The organism is Dehalococcoidia bacterium (genome assembly GCA_035574915.1).
Lineage (GTDB): Bacteria > Chloroflexota > Dehalococcoidia > DSTF01 > WHTK01 > DATLYJ01.
The window spans coordinates 1-19,117 of record DATLYJ010000030.1 but is presented as its reverse complement, the minus strand read 5'-3'; the positions used below and the strand labels follow the sequence as shown (position 1 = coordinate 19,117).

Genomic DNA, 19,117 nt, shown 5'->3' with positions numbered 1-19,117 from the left:
GGCAAGAAGGCGCCGTCTGCGGGCCGATGGGTGCCTCCAGTCCTGTACGCTACCGTCGTGGGCCTGTATCCGGATGCGGAGGGTGACCCTGATCAGTCCTGACCTCGAAGCGGTTGCCCGGGTCGGCTCGGAGCCCTGGGGTTTCTGGCTCGATAGTTCGCTCCCCGACGCGCGCCAGGGCCGCCACTCCTTCGCCGGCAGGCGCCCCTCGTTCGTAATGCGCTGCTGGGGCCGCCGCGTCGAGCTATCGAGCCCTGGCGGGAGCCGCACCTGCCTCGATGCTGACCCATTCGAGGTGCTCCGCGGCCTCCTGAACGAGCGGGCCGGCCGGGACGGCATGGTCGCCGGCTACTTCGGCTTCGGTCTCGCGCGCCACATCGAGGATCTCCCGTCGATGGCGGCGGAGGACCTCGGCCTCCCAGACTGCAGCCTTGGCTTCTACGAGGACGTTGCCGTCTTCGACCCAGGCGTCTTCGCGCCCGGAGTTGGGGCCTCTATCCGCCATCCGCCCTTCGATGCGCTCGCGTCCAGCTTCTCTCGCGCCGGTTACCGGAGAGCGGTCGCGCGCTGCCTCGACTACATCCGCGCGGGCGACATCTACCAGGTGAACTTGAGCCAGCGTTTCGAGGCTGACTGCCCCCGGCCCCCCATCGAGGTGTACCGGGCCCTGCGCCGCCTATCGCCGGCCCCCTACGGCGCAATCTTCACCTTCCCGGACTTCACGCTACTTTCGAGCTCGCCGGAGCGTTTTCTTCACTACGACCCCGTGAGCAGAGTCGTCGAGACGCGGCCCATAAAGGGCACACGGCCCCGCGGGCGTGACGCCCAGGAGGACCTGGCGCTGGCCCGCGACCTCATGGCCAGCGGGAAGGACCGGGCCGAAAACCTCATGATCGTCGACCTCGAGCGCAACGACCTCGGCCGCGTGGCGGAGGTGGGCAGCGTCGAAGTACCGGAGCTGTTCGGGCTGGAGAGCTACGCCAGCGTGCACCACCTGGTGTCCACGGTGCGCTGCCGCCTTCGTCCCGACTGCGACGCCATCGACCTGCTGCGCGCCACCTTCCCGAGCGGCTCGGTGACCGGCGCGCCCAAACTGCGGGCGATGCAGATCATCGACGAACTGGAGCCGGTCGCCCGTGGCCCCTACACGGGCGCGATGGGCTACATCGGCTTTGACGGACGCGTCGACCTCAACGTCGCCATCCGCATCATGGTCATCAAGGAAGGGCGCGCCTACTTCCACGTTGGCGGCGGCATCGTCGCCGATTCGGACCCGGAAGCCGAGTACCAGGAGACGCTGGACAAGGGCGCGGCCCTGGCGCGCGTACTGGCGGCGGACTGATGGCCTGGGTCTACTTCAATGGCCGTTTGCTGCCCGAGGACAACGCCCTCGTACCGGCGGGCGACCGCGGCGTCCTCCTGGGCCTCGGCGTCTTCGAGACTTTTCGTGCCCGGAAGGGGCGGGTCTACCGGCTGGACGCCCACTTTCGGAGGCTTTGCGCCGGCGCGGCAGCGTTCGGCATAGAGGTCCCCCTCGACCTCCCCGGCCTGGGCAAGGCCGTCTCCGACCTCGCGAGGCTCGCGGCCTTGGATGACGCCCGCGTCCGCCTGACGTTGACCGCGGGCGATCCCGAGGGCGGCCCCAACCTCCTCATCCAGGCCCGCGCCAGCACCGACTACCCTGAGGAGTCGTACGAGGCCGGCATCCGCCTCGCGACAGCGGCCCAACGTCGGAACGAGACGTCCCCTCTCGCGCGGCTCAAGACGACCAGCTTCGCCGAGAACGTGCATGCCCGGGACGAAGCGCGGCGCCGGGGAGCGGACGAAGCGCTGCTCTTGAACACGAAGGGACTGGTCGCTGAAGGCAGCGTGACGAACGTGTTCGCCGTCATCGGGCGCGAAGTCGTCACGCCGCCGGTTGAAGACGGCGCGCTTGGCGGCGTCACCCGGGAGGCGGTGCTGGAGCTGGCGCCTGATGCCGGGGTCAGGCCCGCCGTGAGAAGCCTGCGGCTGGAGGACTTGCTCGCCGCCCGGGAGGTCTTCGTCACGAACGCGATTGCCGGCCTCCTTCCCGTCGTTGCCATCGACGGCACGATAGTTGGCGGCGGCCGGCCTGGCGACATCACACGGCGCCTACGCGCCGCCTATGAGGCGGCTGCTAGCCTCACCACGCCAGGCGCCTGACCAGGCGCTATCGCTGCTGCGCATCCCCGCCGCTGGACTCTCGCCCCTGGCGCCGCTAGCATCTGCAGGCGATGCCGGGAAGGGTAGAGGGCAAGGTAGCGATAGTCGTTGGCGGCGGGCAGACGCCGGGCCAGACCATCGGCAACGGCCGTGCCACCGCTATCCTCCTGGCCAGAGAAGGCGCGCGCGTCGTCGTCGCCGACCGCAACCTTGACTCCGCACGCGAGACCGTCGCCATGATCGAGGCCGAGAAGGGCGAAGCCACAGCGGTCGAGGCCGACGTCACGGACGAAGCGGCCGTGAAGGACATGGTCGGAGCGGCCATGGCCGTTTACGGCGCCATCGACATCCTGCACAACAACGTCGGCGCCAGCGTCGCCCTCAACGACGCCCCCGCGACCGAACTCGAGGTCGCGGCGTTCGACCGCATCGTCGCGACCAACCTGCGCGGGATGTGGCTCGCCTGCAAACATGCCCTGCCCGTGATGCGCGAGCAAGGAAGGGGTTCGATCGTCAACATCTCATCGATGGCCGCGCGTTCGAACTACCCCTTCGTGGGCTACAAGACCACGAAGGCGGCTGTCATCGCCCTGAGCGAGAACCTGGCGGCGGCGAATGCCCGCTACGGCATCCGCGTGAACTGCATCCTCCCGGGGCTCATGAACACCCCGATGGCCATCGAGGCGCGCGTCGCGGCCGGCGCTGACCGGGAGCAACTCATAGCCCAGCGCGACAGCCGCGTCCCCCTCGGGCGCAGGATGGGCACGGGTTGGGATGTGGCCTTCGCGGCCCTCTTCTTGCACTCGGACGAGGCGAAGTTCATCACCGGCGTCTCGCTTCCGGTCGATGGCGGCGCCGGTGTCGCCGGCGGAGGCGGCGGCTAGGACCTGGCCATCGACGCGCGCGCGGAGACCCGCAGTGCCAGCCGGGCCTCGCGGCGGCGCCTTTCCCGCCGACCAAGGGCCGCGACTATGCTCACCAGGGCGCGCAACGGGCCGCTTTCCCGCAAGAAGCCAGCGTAGGTCTTTTCCCCCAGCATGAGCTTGCACAAGGACTCCCGCAGGTAGGGCCAGCGCTGCATGAGCCGGTAACTGGGCCCCGGCAGGTAGTGGTAAGCGTCCCGCAGGAGGCCGGCCGCGCGGAGGTCCGGCATCATCTCGCGCTCGACGGCCGCGTCGTAGGCGGACAGGGTCTTGGTCACGCCGCGGAGATAGGGCAGGACTGCTTCCGCCGCCAGGCGGCCGCTCACGAAGGCGGAGTAGATGCCTTCTCCGGACATCGGGTCTACAAGGCCCGCGGCGTCGCCGACCAGGAGCGCGTTGCCCTTGGACACCGGACGCGAACCCTCGCGCGTGGGCAGGTGGTGGCCGCGAAGGTTGCGCATGCTGGCCGCGTCGAGGCCATAGTGCGGCGCGAGGGCCGCCAGGTGCTCGCGCAGCCTGCCGCCTTCGAGCCGCCAGCCACCGCAGCCCACGTTGAAGTGGTCGGCCTTGGGAAAGGACCAGCCGTAGCCGCCGTACATGCTACCGAGCTCGAGGGCAAGGACGCCGCGCCAGGGGTCCGGAATGCAGGCCCTGGAATCTGGACTCGGAGGATCGGCTTGCTGGCCGGGCTCATAAGGGAAGTTGGCTTCGAGCGCCACCGGCGGGTCCGGGGCCGGACTCAGGTTGAGGGAGCGCGCCACGGCGCCGTTCGCCCCGTCCGCACCGATGAGGACGCGCGCACTGAGGTCGCCCTCGCGGGTGCGGACGGTAACGCGAGCGGGCGCGAGGTAGGCGCCGAGCACCGGGACGTCCTGTCGCACCTCCGCCCCCGCCGCCTCCGCCTGCTCGACCAGGTAGGCGTCCAGGCGCAGCCGCTGAGTCATGTAAACCAGGGTCCTCGGGTAGCGGTAGTCGAAGAACGAGCCCAGGCGATAACTGAAGCGCACGGTGTCGACCTCTTGCTCGACCACCGGCGTGAGGTCAACGGGCGCCTGGGCGAGGGCGCGCGCCGTCACGCCGCCGCCGCAGGGCTTCTCACGCGGGAAGGTTGCCTTGTCCAGCAGGAGCACGCGCGCCCCGCCGCGGGCCAGGTGGATAGCCGCGCTGCTGCCTGAAGGCCCGCCGCCCGCGACGATGACATCGTAGTCGGTCACGGGATTCAGGATAGCGGACGCCGGTGCTTGGGTCAGAGTCGCGCCGCGCGCAGCCCCAAGGGGGCCTGGCAGCATGTCAGGCCACCGCGACGACAGCCGCCACGAGCAGCATCACCTGCACGGCGATGCCGGCCAGCAAGAGGACGTAGCCGACCATCCGCTCCCAGGAATGCAGCAGCACGGCGAGCGTCAAGTTCGCGGCCATGAAGCCAAGGCCGGAGCGCGGGATGTCCAGCAGCTCTGACTTGTCAGAGACGCGCACGATTCCGCCCAGGGCCGGGAAGCGGAGGGGCACGCTCTGGGGCAACCCGGGGTACTCGTGCAGGACGTAGGCGAGCACGGCAACGAAAGAGGCAATGAGGGCCGCCGCGAGCAAGCGGGCGTTCGCGTCGATCCAGAAAGACTGCGCTGGTATCCCCCAGCGGTGGACGGCCTGCCTCTGCTCGAAGAGGGGTCCGCGCGCTTGCGCCGCCTGGATCGTCTCGGCGAAGACGATGTGGTCTGGCACGGAGATCGCGTACGTCTCCTCGTCCGTCTGCAGGTACAGCACCTCGCCGATGTCACGATGCCCGGAGTAAAAAAGGACGTCGCCGCCCATGATCGGCACGAAGCCCCGGCCGACATGGTGGCCCGGCCAGTTCACGCCCTCGATCGACGGGTTCTCACCCGCCTCGGCGGGCACCAGGCGCTCGATCCTGTGAAGGGGCACGACCTGCTGAATCCCACCCCAACGGATCGAGAGGGCGTTGCGGTCGACGACGTAGCGAAGGGAGCGGCATCCCCAGGTCCAGTAGAGGTACAGCGAGCCCAGGCCGAGGAAGAAGCCGCCGGCGAGCAAGGGAAAGAGCTGCGAAAACTCGACCTCCTGAGTCAGCCCCTTGAACAGCATGAGCGCGGCAAGGGCATAGCACACCAGCACGACCGCGGCGCCGTACAGTGCGCCGATATTCGAGCCGGGCCGAAAGACGGTCACGGAAGGCAAGCCGCACCCCCTGGCCCCCTCCCGGGCAAGGCGGATTGAGTGAGAGCCGCGTGACGGACTGCCTCGTCAGGGGCAATCAGGTCCTCGAGTACCTGGTCACTCGAGGGACGCGGGACCCGGAGGCCTTGGACCTCGAGTTGGCGCCGGGCTATCAGGTCTTCCTCCTGGCTCTCAGGGTGACTTGAACCATCGGACTCGATCACCGGCCTCGCCGCGCGACGGCGAATGCGGCGTATGGCGTTCGATGGCGTGCTGGCGGCAGTCTCCGCGCGAGCCAGCCCGTGGTGAGCTTCTCGCCGTCGCCGGCCTCCGAAGTGCCAGCTCCAGCCGCTCAGAGAACCGCCGCGACGTGTTCCACCCTGCTTCTCTGGCTATCACTCCTCTCCCCCGAGATGGGTCCCCTCCTCCGTTAACGGAGAGGGGCCAGGGGTGAGGTCTCCCGCATCGAAACCGGCGTGCACCAGCGCTCGTATTTCGGCAGGCGGCCGGTAATCGCGTCGAAGTACAGCTTCTGCAGCTGGCGTGTGACCTTTCCGGGCTGGCCATCCCCGATCGGGCGGCGGTCGATTTCGATCACGGCCGACACGTGCGCGGCGGTGCCCGTCATCAACACCTCGTCCGCTATGTAAAGCTCGGACCTGTCGATGGTGCGCTCGATCACCTGGAGGCCCAGCTCCTCGCGCGCCAACTCCTCGACGGTCGCCAGCGTGATGCCCTCGAGGATGTTGTCGTGGCGGGCGGGCGTGATCAGGCGGCCGTGCCGGAGGATCAGGATGTTCTCGCCGCTGCCCTCGGACACGTGGCCGTCCTGGTTCAGCATGATCGCCTCGTCGAAGCCGTTCTCCTGGGCCTCCGTCTTCGCCAGCGCAGAATTGACGTAGATGCCCGTCACCTTCGCCCTTGCCGGAATGGAAACGTCATCGACCCGGCGCCATGAGGAGGTCTGGCAGCGGATGCCCTTCTCCGTGTCCAGGTAGGCGCCGAAGGGCGTGACGAACACCAGGAGGTCGTCCTCGAGGTCATGGAGGCGCACGCCGACGACTTCGGATGCCTTATAAGCCAGCGGCCGGATGTACACGTCCTCCCGGTACCCGGACATCCCCACCAGGCGGGTGACAATATCGATCATCTCGTCGACCGTGTGGCCGATGTCGATGTGGAGGATCTTGCAGCTCGCGCTGAGCCTTTCGAAATGCTCGCGCACCCTGAAGAGGTAGATCGTCTCGTCGTCCGCGTTCCAGTTGCCGCGGATGCCCTCGAATACGCCCGTTCCGTAGTTGAAGGCGTGGGTCATGATCCCGATCTTCGCCTCTGCCAGAGGCACCACCTGGCGACGCAGGTACGCATACGGCGTGGGCATAAGGTCGACCTCCAGAGTGCCGGGGCTGTTTACGTAAGGGGCGCTCCGGGCTGTCGGATTATAGGCGCCACGAATTCGCGCGGGCAACTTGAGCCCGCCGGCCGGCGCTCCAGGCAATTGCCCGCCGCCCCTCCCGGGTGTATAGGATGTCCTGATCCCCGCACACGGCCGATTGACATATCGAATCTCCTTCGTGCTATGCTATCGGCCTAGCTGAATAGCGAGAGGCTACGAACAGGACTAGTAGCCCGCAGTCCGCCCAGGCGGACAGAGAGCCGGGGTAAGGTGAAAGCCCGGCGCCGGGGCAGCGGGTGAATGGACCTGGGAGCCTCGCCCCGAAAGGCGGAAACCGGACAGACATCATCTCCGGCATGCGGATGTCGGGATGCGCCGATGTTCGAGGGAAGCCGAGTAGGCGGCGACGGAGAGGGCACCGTTAGCAGAGCCCGGGGCATCGCCGAGGCAGTTCCGAGGCCGTGCCTGTTAGAGATGTCCTTCCCCGGGAAGGACAAGTAGGGTGGTACCGCGAAGCGAACCTTCGCCCCTATAGGGGTGAAGGTTTTTTGTTAGGTGTTAAATGGCGGGACAGAAAGACAGCGAGGTCTGGTCGAGCGCCGAGGGCTACGAGCGCTACGTGGGGCGCTGGAGCCGGCTGGTCGCCGCCGAGTTCATCGACTGGCTCGAAGCCGGCGATGGCGGGCGCTGGCTCGACGTCGGCTGCGGCACGGGCACGCTGGCGGCGACGGTGCTGGCGCGCTCAGCGCCACGGTCCGTAGCCGGCATCGACCGGTCGGAGGCCTACGCCGCCGCGGCGCGCCAACTCCTGACGGAGACGCGCGTCGATATCCGCGTTGCCGATGCGCAGGAGTTGCCCTACGCCGGTGGGTCATTCGACGCCGTCGTCTCCGGGCTGGTGCTGAACTTCGTGCCGGACAAGGAACGGATGGCCGCGGAGATGGCGCGGGTATCGAGACCGGGAGGCATCGTTGGCCTGTACGTGTGGGACTACGCCGGCGAGATGCAGATGATGCGCCGCTTCTGGGACGCCGCCGAGGCGCTCGACCCCGAAGCGGTCCACTACGACGAGGGCGCGCGGTTCACGATCTGCCATCCCGAGCGGCTCGCGGCGTTGTTCTCGGCGACGCGGATCAGGGATGTGCAGGTCCGGGCCATCGACGTCACGACCCGCTTCCGTGACTTCGACGACTACTGGACGCCGTTTCTGATGGCTGACGCGCCGGCGCCGGGCTACTGCATGTCGCTCGCGGAGGACCGCCGCGTCGCCCTGCGCGAGCGCCTGCGTTCCACGCTACCCATCGCCCCCGACGGTAGCATCGAACTCATCGCCCGCGCCTGGGCTGTGAAAGGAGCCGCGCCCTGAGCGGCGCGATGAGCCGCTCGGACCTTTACTCGGCACTGCGAACGCTGGACTACTGAGGAGGCAACGAAGATGGCATCTGACACGACAACGAAGTTCCTGCTCACGGAGCGCGACCTGCCGACGCACTGGTACAACATCCTGCCGGACATGGTGGCAACCGGCGGTCCGCCGCCGCCGCCGCTGCACCCGGGCACGCTCCAGCCCATCGGCCCGGATGACCTGGCGCCACTGTTCCCGATGGCCCTCATCGGGCAGGAAGTGAGCGGAGAGCGCTTCATCGAGATCCCGGAGGAGGTCCGGGAGGTCTACAAACTCTGGCGGCCTTCGCCCCTGTACCGGGCCTACCGCCTGGAGAAGGCACTGGGGACGCGCGCCCACATCTACTACAAGTACGAGGGCGTGTCGCCGGCGGGGTCGCACAAGCCGAACACCGCCGTGGCCCAGGCCTACTACAACAAGGTCGAGGGCACCCGGCGCCTGACGACGGAGACGGGGGCCGGGCAGTGGGGCAGCGCCCTTGCCCTGGCCTGCCAGATGTTTGGCCTCGAGCTCAAGGTGTACATGGTGCGCGTGAGCTACGAGCAGAAGCCCTACCGCCGGTCGATGATCGAGACCTGGGGCGCGAAGGTCGTGCCCAGCCCCAGCCGTGACACGAAGGCTGGCCTCGGCATCCTCGAGCAGGACCCGGACTCGCCCGGCAGCCTGGGCATCGCAATCAGCGAGGCGGTCGAGGACGCCGCGGGGCGCGACGACACGAAGTACTCCCTCGGCAGCGTGCTGAACCACGTCCTCCTGCACCAGACGGTGGTCGGAGAGGAGGCGATGAAGCAGATGGAGATGGCCGGCGAGTATCCGGACATAGTGATCGGCTGCGTGGGCGGCGGCTCGAACTACGCCGGCATCGCCTTCCCCTTCATGCGGGAGCGGCTTCTCAACGGCAAGAAGACGCGCTTCGTTGCCGCGGAGCCCGAGTCCTGCCCCAGCCTGACGAAGGGGCAGTACGTGTATGACTTCGGTGACACGGCGGCCATGACGCCGCTGGTGAAGATGTACACGCTCGGCCACACCTTCATGCCCCCGGGCATCCACGCCGGCGGGCTGCGCTATCACGGCATGGCGCCGCTTATCTGCGAGCTGCACGCGCGCGGCCACATCGAGGCGGTGGCGCTGCCGCAGACTAAGTGCTTCGAGGCCGCGGTCCAGTTCGCGCGCACGGAGGGCATCATCCCGGCGCCGGAGTCCTCGCACGCCATCCGCGCCGCGATCGACGAGGCGCGCGCGGCGGACGAGGCGGGCGAAGCGCGCACGATCCTCTTCAACCTCTCCGGCCACGGCCACTTCGACCTCGCTGCCTACGACGCCTACCTCTCGGGGCGGCTGGAGGACTACGCCTACCCTGAGGAGATGGTGGCGGCGGCGCTGAAGAGCGTGCCGAAGGTGGGAGCATGACAGTGCAGAGGACAGAGAGCAGAGAGCGGAGGAAGAGTGCGTCGCACTTCAGGAACCTGCTGACCTGGCAGAAGTCGCAGGAGTTGGCCGCTGAGATCATCGGACTTTCGCTGGGCTTGCGGCCGGACAGGGCTAACGACGCATTGGTCAGGCAACTCGTTAGGGCGGCCGGATCAGTGCCGGCCAACATCGCCGAGGGTTACGGCAGGTATTCGCGGGCCGCGTACCGCAGCCACCTCTCCTACGCCAGGGGTTCTGCCCACGAGGTGCAGTCGTGGTTAGACCTTCTGGCCAGGAGCGGTGACCTTCAGCCGGAGGAGGCCGCGACTCTCGATGCCCGGTACGAGGAACTGGTCAAGCTGCTTACCAGCCGCATGAAGGACCTCGACGCCGGCCCATCTGTGCGTGACAAGGGGCGCGTGTATGACCTCTGAGTCTGTTCTCTGTTCTCTGCTCTCCGCGCCTTTCCGAGGGGCGTCATGAGCGGGGCGCGCCGCCGCATCCTGACCGGCGTCCGGCCGACGGGGCCGCTGCACCTCGGCCACTACGCCGGCGCCCTGGAGAACTGGGTGCGTCTCCAGGACGAGTACGAGTGCTTCTTCCTGATCGCCGACTGCCAGGTGTCGGACTACGCCGACAGGCTCGACACGGTGCGCGAGTCCGTGTGGGAGGTGGCGCTCGACTGGCTGGCCGTGGGGCTCGACCCCGCCCGCTCGCACTTCGTGATCGAGAGCCAGGTGCCGGAGAACATCGAGCTGGCGGGCTGGCTCGGCTGGTACCTCCCGTTGGGGATGCTGCAGCGCAACCCGACCCTCAAGGCGGAGATGGAGGACATCGAGGCCGGGCACAAGAGCGTGCCCGCCGCGTTCTTCTTCTACCCAATCCAGCAGGCGGCCAACATCCTGCTGCCGCGGGCGAACCTGGTGCCCGTCGGCGAGGACCAGTTGCCCCACATCGAGATGACGCGAGAAGTAGCGCGGCGGTTCAATCGCCAGTTCAGGGAGGTGTTTCCCCTGCCGGAGCCGCTGGTCGGCCGGGTGGCTCGCCTCACGGGGACAGACGGCCAGGCCAAGATGTCGAAGTCGCTCAACAACGCCATCTACCTCAAGGACCCGCCTGACGTCGTGACGGAGAAGGTGCGGAGGATGTTCACCGACCCGACGCGGCTGCGGGCCACCGACCCGGGGCACGTCGAAGGGAACCCGGTCTTCATGTACCACGACGCCTTCAACCCCGATAAGGCCGAGGTCAACGACCTCAAGGAGCGTTACGTCAGGGGCGCCGTGGGGGATGTCGAGGTCAAGCAGAAGCTGGCGCGCGCCCTCAATGCCTTCCTCGACCCCATCCGGGAGAAGCGGGCTTACTACGAGGCCCACATGGGCGACGTCCGCGACGCGCTCGCCGAAGGAAGTCGTGCCGAAAAGGCGGTCGGCGAAGAGACCATGGCGATGGTGCGGGAGGCGATGGGCATCGACTACCTGCGAGACCCGCACACCGCCAGGCCTTCGAGCCTGAGAACGTCATGAGTGAGCAGCGATCCGCCCGCCAGTACCCGTTTCAACTCAGGGACGCTTCAGTGGCATGCCGGCCTGGGCCGCAGCCGGTAAGGAGGCTTCGGGCTCTGGAGGTCCCGGCCGCGGAGGAGGGGGCGTGAAGCTGTACCCGTCCCTCGCGGAGGCGCGGCTCCTGGCGGAGAAGGGGAACTTCTGTCCGCTGTACGCCGAGGTGCCTGCGGACCTGGAGACGCCAGTGTCGGCGTTCCTGAAGGTGGCGCGCGGGCGCTACAGCTTCCTGCTGGAGAGCGTCGAGGGCGGGGAGCGGCTGGCGCGCTACAGCTTCATCGGCACGGAGCCCTACCGCAGCGCGCGCACTGGCGAGCGCGATGGCGGCTGCGTCGACCCCCTGATCGAGGTGCAGAAAGAGATGTCGCGCTTTCAGGTGGTGCCGGTCGGCGGGCTGCCGCGGTTTACGGGCGGTGCCGTCGGGTACCTGTCGTACGAGTGCGTGCGCTACTTCGAGCCTCGGGTCGGGCTGCCGCCGAACGACCCGCTCGGCATCCCCGAGTCGGTGTTCCTGTTCACGGACACGCTCCTGGTCTTCGACCACCTCCAGCACAAGATCAAGGTCGTCAGCCACTTCCGCCTGGACGGCGACATCGAGGCTTCTTACCGGCAAGCGGCCTGGCGGATCGAGGAGCTGGTGGGGCGGCTAGAGCGGCCGCTGGAGCGTCTGCCCTACCGGGCCGCACCAGCCGCGGAAACGCGCCGCGCTCCGGCGCGCTCGAACATGGACCGCGAGACCTACGACGCGATCGTCGAGAGGGGTAAGGAGTACATCGTCGCGGGCGACATCATCCAGGTGGTGCTCTCGCAGCGCTTTCAGCGTCCGACCACCGCCCACCCCTTCGACATCTACCGCGCCCTGCGCACCGTGAACCCTTCGCCATACATGTACTACCTGGACTTCGGCGAGTTCCAGGTTGTCGGTGCATCGCCGGAGATGCTGGTGCGCGTCGAGGACGGCAAGATCGATTACCACCCCATCGCCGGCACCCGCCGTCGCGGCGCGACGCCCGAGGAGGACGAGGCGCTGGAGCGGGAACTGCGGAGCGACGAGAAGGAGCGCGCCGAGCACGTCATGCTCCTGGACCTCGGCCGGAACGATGTCGGCCGAGTGAGCAAACCCGGCACGGTGCAGGTGTCGCAGATGCTGGAGATCGAGCGCTACTCACACGTCATGCACCTGGTCTCGCACGTCAGCGGCCGTCTGCGAGAGGACCTCACCCCCTTCGACGTGCTGCGCGCCTGCTTCCCGGCCGGCACCGTGTCGGGCGCGCCCAAGGTGCGGGCGATGGAGATCATCGCCGAGCTGGAACGAGACCGGCGTGGCACCTACGCCGGCTGCGTCGGTTACTTCGACCTGGCCGGCAACATGGACACGGCGATTGCCATCCGCACCATGGTCGTGAAGGACGGCGTGTGCCACATACAGGCGGGCGGGGGGATCGTTTATGACAGCGAGCCTCACTTCGAATTCAGCGAGACGGAAAACAAGGCCGGCGCTCTCCTGCGGGCGATTGACCTCGCGGAGGAGCAGTCGACGCCGTTCGTGCGCGGCAGCCTGGGGTATTGATGGCCATCACTAACGAACGCGTCACCGGCCTGGTCCTGGTTGCGAAGCAAGTCCTCGCGGGAGGAAGCCCGTGAGACAGTCGATCCTCGTCTGGCTCTTGTTCGAGGAGGACGGCGAGGTCTTGCTGGCGCGCCGGACGGACGACGGCAAGCCCTTCGCGGGCCAGTGGACGCTGCCCGGCGACCTCATGCCCGAAGACGAATCGGATGAGGAGACCCTGCGCCGGTTCAGCCGAGAGGTGCTGGGCGTGAAAGTGCTCGAAGAGGAGTTCGTGGAGACCCTGTACCTCTCGGACCGCGGCCGCAACTTCGTGACCAACGTCTTCCGGGTCGGGCGCTATGAGGGCGAACTGCGCTTTCGCAAGGGCGCCTACGAAGAGGCGCGCTGGGTCGAGGCGTCAGACCTCGGGGACGAGGCGTCGTTCCCGATGCCCGCGGACCTCCGGGCGCTCCTTGGCGTGGGAGACCGCCGTCCGCCCGGCGTCCCGGACAACCGGGCAGCCTGGGACGCGATCAGCGCCATGTACCAATTGAAGCACCGCCTCGGCACCGACGCCGCCCACTACGGTCCGCGCATGCCGACCGAGAACGACCTGCGCCTGCTGGGCGACGTGCGGGGGAAGCGCGTACTCGAGATCGGCTGCGGCGGCGGCCAATGCTCCATCGCCTTCGCGAAGCAGGGCGCCATCGCGACCGGCATCGACCAGTCGGCGATGCAGTTGCAGTACGCCCGGGCCCTGGCGGCCGAGGAGGGCGCGCGGGTCGAGTTCCTGGAGGGCGACATTACGACGCTGACGCAGGTCAAGTCGGCCTCCCAGGATGCGGTCTTCTCGGCCTACGCCCTGGGGTACGTCGAGGACATCGCGACCTGCGTGGCGGAGGTCGCGCGCGTACTGAAACCCGGCGGCTGTTTCGTGTTCTCGGTAGGCCACCCGGCGCGGGCGATGATGTCCGAGGACGACCCGTTCCGTGTGGGCCGCTCGTACTGGGACGCCTACCAGGAGTGGGAATGGGGGCCGGGCTCCGGCGTGTGGATGCGCGACTGGACACGCACGATCGAAGACTGGGTAGACCTGGTCCGGGGCGCGGGCCTGGTCATCGACCGCGTCCTCGAGCCCAGGATGCTCCCGGAGGCGCAGGACGAGTCCTGGGACGACACGTACCCGTATGAGCAGGGCTCGCTGATCCCCACTACGCTGATCATCAAGGCGGTCAAGCCATGAGGAGACCACAGGCGACCGAAGATTCCAGCCTCTCCCAGCGGGGTTTTCGGGACGAGGGCAGCGCCGCGGAGCGGCCCCTGCGATTCAGCGCTTCCGCACCTCGACAAGTCAGGATTCCGGCAGTCCAGGCGGAAGGAGTCGATGCTACTTCTAATCGATAACTACGACAGCTTCACCTACAACCTCTACCAGTACCTCTGCGAGCTGGGGGCGGAGGTGGAGGTCTTTCGCAACGACAAGATCACTATCGAAGACATCGACCAGATGGCGCCCGAGCGCATCGTGATTTCGCCCGGGCCCTGTACTCCCAGGGAAGCCGGCATCAGCGTCGACTGCATCCGGCACTTTGCCGGCAGGGTGCCGCTGCTCGGCGTCTGCCTTGGCCATCAGTGCATCGGCGAGGCCTTCGGCGCCGTCGTCGCGGGCGCCGGCGAGATCAAGCACGGCAAGATGTCCTGGATCAGCCATGACGGCAAGGGCGTCTTCGAGGGCTTGCCGAACCCCTTCGAGGCAGTCCGCTACCACTCCCTGGCGATCCTGCCGGAAACTGTACCGGAGTGCCTGGAGGTGACGGCGCGCTCGGAGTCCGGCGTGATCATGGGCGTGAGGCACAGGGAGCTACGCGTCGAAGGCGTGCAGTTTCACCCGGAGTCGATCCTGACGCAGCCGGGCAAGCAGTTGCTGGCTAACTTCCTGAGGTATTGACCCCCATGCCCGCGGACCAAGGCCCAGAGATGCGTGAGACTTCGCGGCACGGCGCCGTCGTGGCGCCTGAGGGTAACCGACTACAGAATTGTCTACGCTGTATTCGACCGGGAACCCGTATCGAACGCCGCGCCGAGCAGGCGTTTCGACCCCCGCGGGTCAGGAGGGCCCTGATGGTGGTCCGCGGAGACAGGGATCAAGCGATGGTGGCCATTCGTCCAGTCCCAGCCGCGCTCACTAAGGAGGCATGTTAGAAGCATGATCCGCGAAGCCATCGCGGCAGTGGTGGAAGGGCGCGACCTCACGGAGGTCGAGGCCTCGGCGGTGATGACCGAGATCATGGAGGGCGAGGCGACGCCGTCGCAGATCGCCGCCTTCCTGACCGGACTGCGCCTCAAGGGCGAGACCACGGACGAAATCTGCGGCATGGTCCGCACCATGCGCGCCAAAGCCGTGCGCGTGCCCGTCGATGGCGACCTGCTCGACATCGTGAGCACGGGCGGGGGCGCCTTCGACCCCGTGAACATATCCACGGCCGCGGCGCTGGTCTGCGCCGGCGCCGGCGTCCGCGTCGCGAAACATGGCAACCGGGGCTTCACCTCGGCCAGCGGCGCTGCGGACGTCCTCGAGGCTCTGGGGGCGAAGCTCGAACTGACGCCCGAACAGGCCGCCCTTTGCCTCAGCGAAACGGGGTTTGCCTTCCTGTTTGCCCAGGCCTTCCATCCGGCGATGCGCCATGCGGGCCCCACGCGGCGCGAGATCGGTATCCGCACGATCTTCAACTCGCTTGGCCCTCTCACGAACCCGGCCGGCGCAAACCGCCAGCTGCTCGGCGCGGGCGACTCCAGGCTTGCGCCCAGGATCGCCGAGGTGGCCGCGCGGCTGGGCACGGTGCGGACGCTGGTCGTGCACGCCGAGGACGGCCTCGATGAGGTATCTCTCGGCGCCGTCACGTCGGTGCTCGACGTCCAGGGGGCGGCGGTGACCGCCTACACCTGGACGGCGGCCGACGCCGGCCTCCCGCCGAGGCCGGTGGGAGAGGTGAAGACCGGTACCGCGACGGAGAACGCGGAGCGCATCCGCCTGGTCCTGGCGGGCAAAGACGGCGCTGACCGGGACTACGTCCTCGTGAACGCCGCCGCCGGCCTCGTAGCCGCGGGCAGAGTCGCTACCCTGGGGGAGGGCGTCAAGGTGGCCGAGCAGTCAATCTCTTCGGGAGCCGCAGCCGAGGTCCTGCGTAAGTACGTGGACCTCACCAGAAAGCTTGGTGGCTCATGACACAGGCCGGCGTCCGGCCCAGCGGCAGCATTCTCGACCGCATCATCGCGGACAAGCGGGAGCAGCTCGAGCAGAAGAAGCGGGACCAACCCGAGGCGACGCTACTGCGTCACCTGGGCGAGTTGGACGAGCAGTGGCGCCTCAGCCAGGCGATCATCGAGGGGCCGCGCGGACCCAGCAACGGCGGCCGCTTCATGCGGCTCATCGCCGAGATCAAGAAGGCCTCGCCGTCGAAAGGCCGCCTGATCAGCCGCCTCGACCACCTGGCGCTGGCCCGGACCTACACGCTGGGCGGCGCCGCTGGCATCTCCGTGGTCACCGAGCCGAACTACTTCCAGGGCGACCTGCGCTGGCTGACCGAGACGCGGATCAGCCTGAAGGGCTACTATCCCGGCGGCCGCCCCTCGATGCTGCGCAAGGACTTCCTCGTCGATCCGTACGAGATCACCGAGTCGCGCGCCGCGGGCGCCGACGCCTTGCTGCTCATCGTCGCCGTCCTGGACACGTCGCTCCTGCGAGACCTGATCCAGAAGACCGAGGAATTGCAGATGGAGGCGCTCGTCGAGGTGCACAGCGAGGCGGAGGCGGAGCGGGCGGTGGCGGCCGGCGCGTCGATGTTCGGCATCAACAACCGGGACCTCCACACCTTCGAGGTCGACCTGTCGACCACGGAGCGCCTGCGGCCGCTGCTGCCGCGGGACGCGGTCGTAGTCGCGGAGAGCGGCGTGCAAACGCGGGCGGACGTCGAGCGCCTCTATCGGGCAGGGGCTAACGCCGTGCTGGTGGGCGAAGCTTTCATGACCTCGACGGACGTACGGGCGAAGATGCAGGAGTTGCGCTTTTGAGCCGCCCCTTCCTGCTGCAGATGGCCGGCGCCGCCGGCGCCGGCAAGACGACGCTCGCCTTCGCGATCGGGAAGGCGACGGGCGCCGTCGTCATCGACAAGGACATCATCAAGGCTGGGATGCTGGACAGTGGCGTGCCGGAAGAGGTCGCGGGGCCGGCAGCCTACGACGTCTTCCTGGAACTCGGGGGGTCGCTGCTCTCGCAGGGTCTCAGCGTCGTCCTCGACAGTCCGGCGAACTTCACATCCATCCGTGATCGCGGCCGCGCGATTGCCGGGGATTGCGGCGCCGAGTACTACATCATCCGCTGCCTCCTAACCGACCTCGACGAACTGCAGCGGCGCATGGACGGGCGCACCATCCGGTCGTCCCAACCCCGAGTGGCGGCGCCCGAGACCTACGTCCGGCCGGGGCCTTCGCCCTTGCGCGAACCTCACCTGGCGCTCGACATGAGCCGGCCCCTGAATGAGACGCTCGAGCAGACTCTGGCCTACATCGGCTTCGCGGCGCCGCTTCAGCAGTTGACGAGCCGTGGTCAAAGTTAAGATCTGCGGCTGCCGCTCGGTCGATGAGGCTCTGGCCGCGGCCGAAGCCGGCGCGGACTTCATCGGCCTAAACTTCGCCGCCAGTCCCCGCCGGGTCTCGGTCGAGGACGCGGGCGAGATCGTACGCGCCCTCGGCAGGCCGCTGCGGGAGATGGAGCAGGCGCAGCCGCCGGCGCTATACCGGGTGGAGAAGCCCGACCTGCGCTCCTGGTTCGAGCACGGCGCTTCGGCCCTGGAGCGCATGCTGGAGCGCAAGCGGCCCCTAACGGTCGGCGTGTTCGCGGCGATGGAGGCGGACGAGGTCAATGACATCGCCGACGAGGTCGAGATCGACCTGATACAGCTTTCGGGCTCCGAGCCCTGGAGCCGTTGCCTGCTCGCGAACCGGCAGGTCATCAAGGTCCTCCACGTCGCGCCGTCGGACACGGCGAAGGACGTGATCGCCCGCGTCGAGGCCGGCAGCGCACTGGCCGTCATGCTGGACCGCGGCCGTGCCGGCGCTTACGGGGGGACCGGGGAGCGGGTTGACGTCGCCGTTGCCGCGGAGGTGGCCCGGGTGATGCCCATCTGGCTTGCCGGCGGCCTTACGCCCGAGAACGTGGCCAGCACCGTCCGCGCTGTCAGTCCCTGGTGCGTCGACGTCGCCAGCGGGGTCGAGACGGACGGGACTAAGGACCACGAGAAGATACGCCGGTTCATCCGAGAGGCGAAGTCATGACGACCGTCCCTGACGCCCGCGGCCGCTTTGGCGCCTTCGGCGGCCGCTACGTGCCCGAGACGCTGATGGCCGCCCTCTCCGAGCTCGAAACGGCATACGCCGGAGCCCGCGCAGACTCCGCATTCGAGGCCGAGCTGGCCGCGCTCCTGCGCGACTTCGCCGGCCGGCCGACGCCGCTGTACTTCGCGGACAACCTTACGCGGCGCCTGGGCGGGGCAAAGGTGTATCTGAAGCGCGAGGACCTGGCCCACACGGGCGCTCACAAAATCAACAACGCCATCGGGCAAGGGCTTCTGGCGAAGCGCCTGGGAAAGAGGCGGGTCATCGCGGAGACGGGCGCAGGCCAACACGGCGTGGCAACGGCGACGATCTGCGCCCAGCTTGGCCTGGAATGCGTCGTCTACATGGGCGAGCTGGACATGGAGCGCCAGGCGCCGAACGTGTTCCGCATGAACCTGCTCGGCGCCGAGGTGAGGCCCGTGAAGAGCGGCAGCCGCACCCTGAAGGACGCGACGAACGAGGCCCTGCGCGACTGGGTGACGAACGTGCGCGACACTTACTACCTCATCGGCAGCGCCGTCGGCCCCCACCCCTACCCGGCGATCGTGCGCGACTTCCAGTCCGTCATCGGGCGCGAGGCGAAGGCGCAGCTGCTGGAGAAGGAGGGGCGGCTGCCGGACTACGCGCTGGCCTGCGTCGGCGGGGGCAGCAACGCCATCGGCCTGTTCCACGATTTCATCGATGAGCCATCTGTGCGCCTCATCGGCGTCGAGGCGGCGGGGCACGGCATCGCGACAGGTGAGCACGCCGCGACTCTGGCCGCAGGCCGGCCGGGCGTGCTCCACGGTTCGTTCTCTTATCTGCTCCAGGACGCCTACGGGCAGGTGCTTCAGACACACAGTATCTCGGCCGGCCTCGACTACCCCGGCGTCGGTCCGGAGCACGCCTGGCTCAAGCAGAGCGAGCGCGCGGCCTACGAGTCGGTCACGGACGCAGAGGCCCTGGCGGCGTTCCAGCTTCTCTGCCGGGCCGAAGGCATAATCCCTGCCCTCGAGTCATCGCACGCCATCGCGTACGTCGAAAAGCTGGCGCCGCGGCTCCGGCCCGACGACATCGTGCTCGTCTGCCTCTCCGGGCGCGGGGACAAGGACCTGGAGACGGTTTCGAAGGCGCTCAGAG

At 68.1% G+C, this 19,117-nt stretch carries 19 protein-coding genes; 16 read left to right on the top strand and 3 right to left on the bottom strand.

The features are described from left to right. The first annotated feature begins 82 nt into the window (after positions 1–82). The 3 genes from pabB to VNN10_02585 all read left to right on the top strand — a co-directional run bounded on the left by pabB (position 83) and on the right by VNN10_02585 (position 3,068). Positions 83–1,342: an aminodeoxychorismate synthase component I gene (pabB, locus tag VNN10_02595; protein HXH20890.1), complete on the top strand. Its 1,260-nt coding sequence runs from the start codon at positions 83–85 to the stop codon at positions 1,340–1,342. Continuing rightward, a complete protein-coding gene (locus tag VNN10_02590) occupies positions 1,342–2,184 on the top strand; it encodes an aminotransferase class IV (protein HXH20889.1) in 843 nt (280 codons plus the stop codon). Before pabB ends, VNN10_02590 begins: the two co-directional genes overlap by 1 nt. A gap of 71 nt (positions 2,185–2,255) precedes the next feature. Beyond that, entirely contained in the window at positions 2,256–3,068 is an 813-nt protein-coding gene (locus VNN10_02585) for an SDR family NAD(P)-dependent oxidoreductase (protein HXH20888.1), read from the top strand. On the opposite strand, the gene VNN10_02580 is transcribed toward VNN10_02585, so the two are convergent. Both VNN10_02580 and VNN10_02575 read right to left on the bottom strand, forming a co-directional pair. Next, positions 3,065–4,321 (bottom strand): geranylgeranyl reductase family protein, encoded by a 1,257-nt coding sequence (locus tag VNN10_02580; protein ID HXH20887.1) that lies wholly within the window; start codon positions 4,319–4,321, stop codon positions 3,065–3,067. The two genes, VNN10_02585 and VNN10_02580, sit on opposite strands and share 4 nt — an antisense overlap. Before the next feature lie 76 nt (positions 4,322–4,397). After that, positions 4,398–5,294, bottom strand: a complete 897-nt coding sequence (locus VNN10_02575) for a PH domain-containing protein (protein HXH20886.1) — start codon at positions 5,292–5,294, stop codon at positions 4,398–4,400. A 59-nt stretch (positions 5,295–5,353) separates the two neighbouring features. Between VNN10_02575 and VNN10_02570 the strand changes: the two genes are divergently transcribed. Beyond that, positions 5,354–5,488: a hypothetical protein gene (locus VNN10_02570; protein HXH20885.1), complete on the top strand. Its 135-nt coding sequence runs from the start codon at positions 5,354–5,356 to the stop codon at positions 5,486–5,488. Positions 5,489–5,712: 224 nt separating this feature from the next. Here VNN10_02570 and VNN10_02565 read toward each other — a convergent pair whose 3' ends face one another. Further along, on the bottom strand, positions 5,713–6,663 hold the full coding sequence (locus VNN10_02565; protein ID HXH20884.1) for a branched-chain amino acid transaminase: 951 nt from the start codon (positions 6,661–6,663) through the stop codon (positions 5,713–5,715). A gap of 577 nt (positions 6,664–7,240) precedes the next feature. Here VNN10_02565 and VNN10_02560 point away from each other — a divergent pair. The 12 genes from VNN10_02560 to trpB form a co-directional block, all read left to right on the top strand. Next, positions 7,241–8,044 (top strand): class I SAM-dependent methyltransferase, encoded by an 804-nt coding sequence (locus VNN10_02560; GenBank protein ID HXH20883.1) that lies wholly within the window; start codon positions 7,241–7,243, stop codon positions 8,042–8,044. Between the two features lie 69 nt (positions 8,045–8,113). After that, complete coding sequence (locus VNN10_02555; protein HXH20882.1) at positions 8,114–9,493, top strand: TrpB-like pyridoxal phosphate-dependent enzyme; 1,380 nt, start codon at positions 8,114–8,116, stop codon at positions 9,491–9,493. After that, positions 9,490–9,927 carry a four helix bundle protein gene (locus VNN10_02550; GenBank protein HXH20881.1) on the top strand — a complete coding sequence of 146 codons (438 nt, stop codon included), beginning with the start codon at positions 9,490–9,492 and terminating at the stop codon, positions 9,925–9,927. The genes VNN10_02555 and VNN10_02550 overlap by 4 nt, the downstream gene beginning before the upstream one ends. Before the next feature lie 45 nt (positions 9,928–9,972). Further along, entirely contained in the window at positions 9,973–11,019 is a 1,047-nt protein-coding gene (gene trpS, locus VNN10_02545; GenBank protein HXH20880.1) for a tryptophan--tRNA ligase, read from the top strand. A gap of 124 nt (positions 11,020–11,143) precedes the next feature. Further along, a complete protein-coding gene (gene trpE, locus VNN10_02540) occupies positions 11,144–12,625 on the top strand; it encodes an anthranilate synthase component I (GenBank protein HXH20879.1) in 1,482 nt (493 codons plus the stop codon). Between the two features lie 70 nt (positions 12,626–12,695). Next, positions 12,696–13,847: a methyltransferase domain-containing protein gene (locus VNN10_02535; GenBank protein HXH20878.1), complete on the top strand. Its 1,152-nt coding sequence runs from the start codon at positions 12,696–12,698 to the stop codon at positions 13,845–13,847. A gap of 141 nt (positions 13,848–13,988) precedes the next feature. Continuing rightward, positions 13,989–14,552, top strand: coding sequence for an aminodeoxychorismate/anthranilate synthase component II (locus VNN10_02530; protein HXH20877.1), 564 nt, complete (start codon positions 13,989–13,991; stop codon positions 14,550–14,552). Between the two features lie 258 nt (positions 14,553–14,810). Next, positions 14,811–15,830 (top strand): anthranilate phosphoribosyltransferase, encoded by a 1,020-nt coding sequence (gene trpD / locus VNN10_02525; GenBank protein HXH20876.1) that lies wholly within the window; start codon positions 14,811–14,813, stop codon positions 15,828–15,830. After that, the gene (gene trpC / locus VNN10_02520; protein ID HXH20875.1) at positions 15,827–16,675 is read left to right on the top strand and encodes an indole-3-glycerol phosphate synthase TrpC; all 849 of its coding nucleotides are present in this window, start codon (positions 15,827–15,829) and stop codon (positions 16,673–16,675) included. The genes trpD and trpC overlap by 4 nt, the downstream gene beginning before the upstream one ends. Continuing rightward, on the top strand, positions 16,672–17,220 hold the full coding sequence (locus VNN10_02515) for an AAA family ATPase (protein ID HXH20874.1): 549 nt from the start codon (positions 16,672–16,674) through the stop codon (positions 17,218–17,220). Before trpC ends, VNN10_02515 begins: the two co-directional genes overlap by 4 nt. After that, entirely contained in the window at positions 17,207–17,938 is a 732-nt protein-coding gene (locus tag VNN10_02510; GenBank protein ID HXH20873.1) for a phosphoribosylanthranilate isomerase, read from the top strand. Before VNN10_02515 ends, VNN10_02510 begins: the two co-directional genes overlap by 14 nt. Next, positions 17,935–19,117: tryptophan synthase subunit beta (gene trpB, locus VNN10_02505; GenBank protein ID HXH20872.1), on the top strand; the 1,183-nt coding region annotated here is incomplete at its 3' end. The genes VNN10_02510 and trpB, both read left to right, overlap by 4 nt.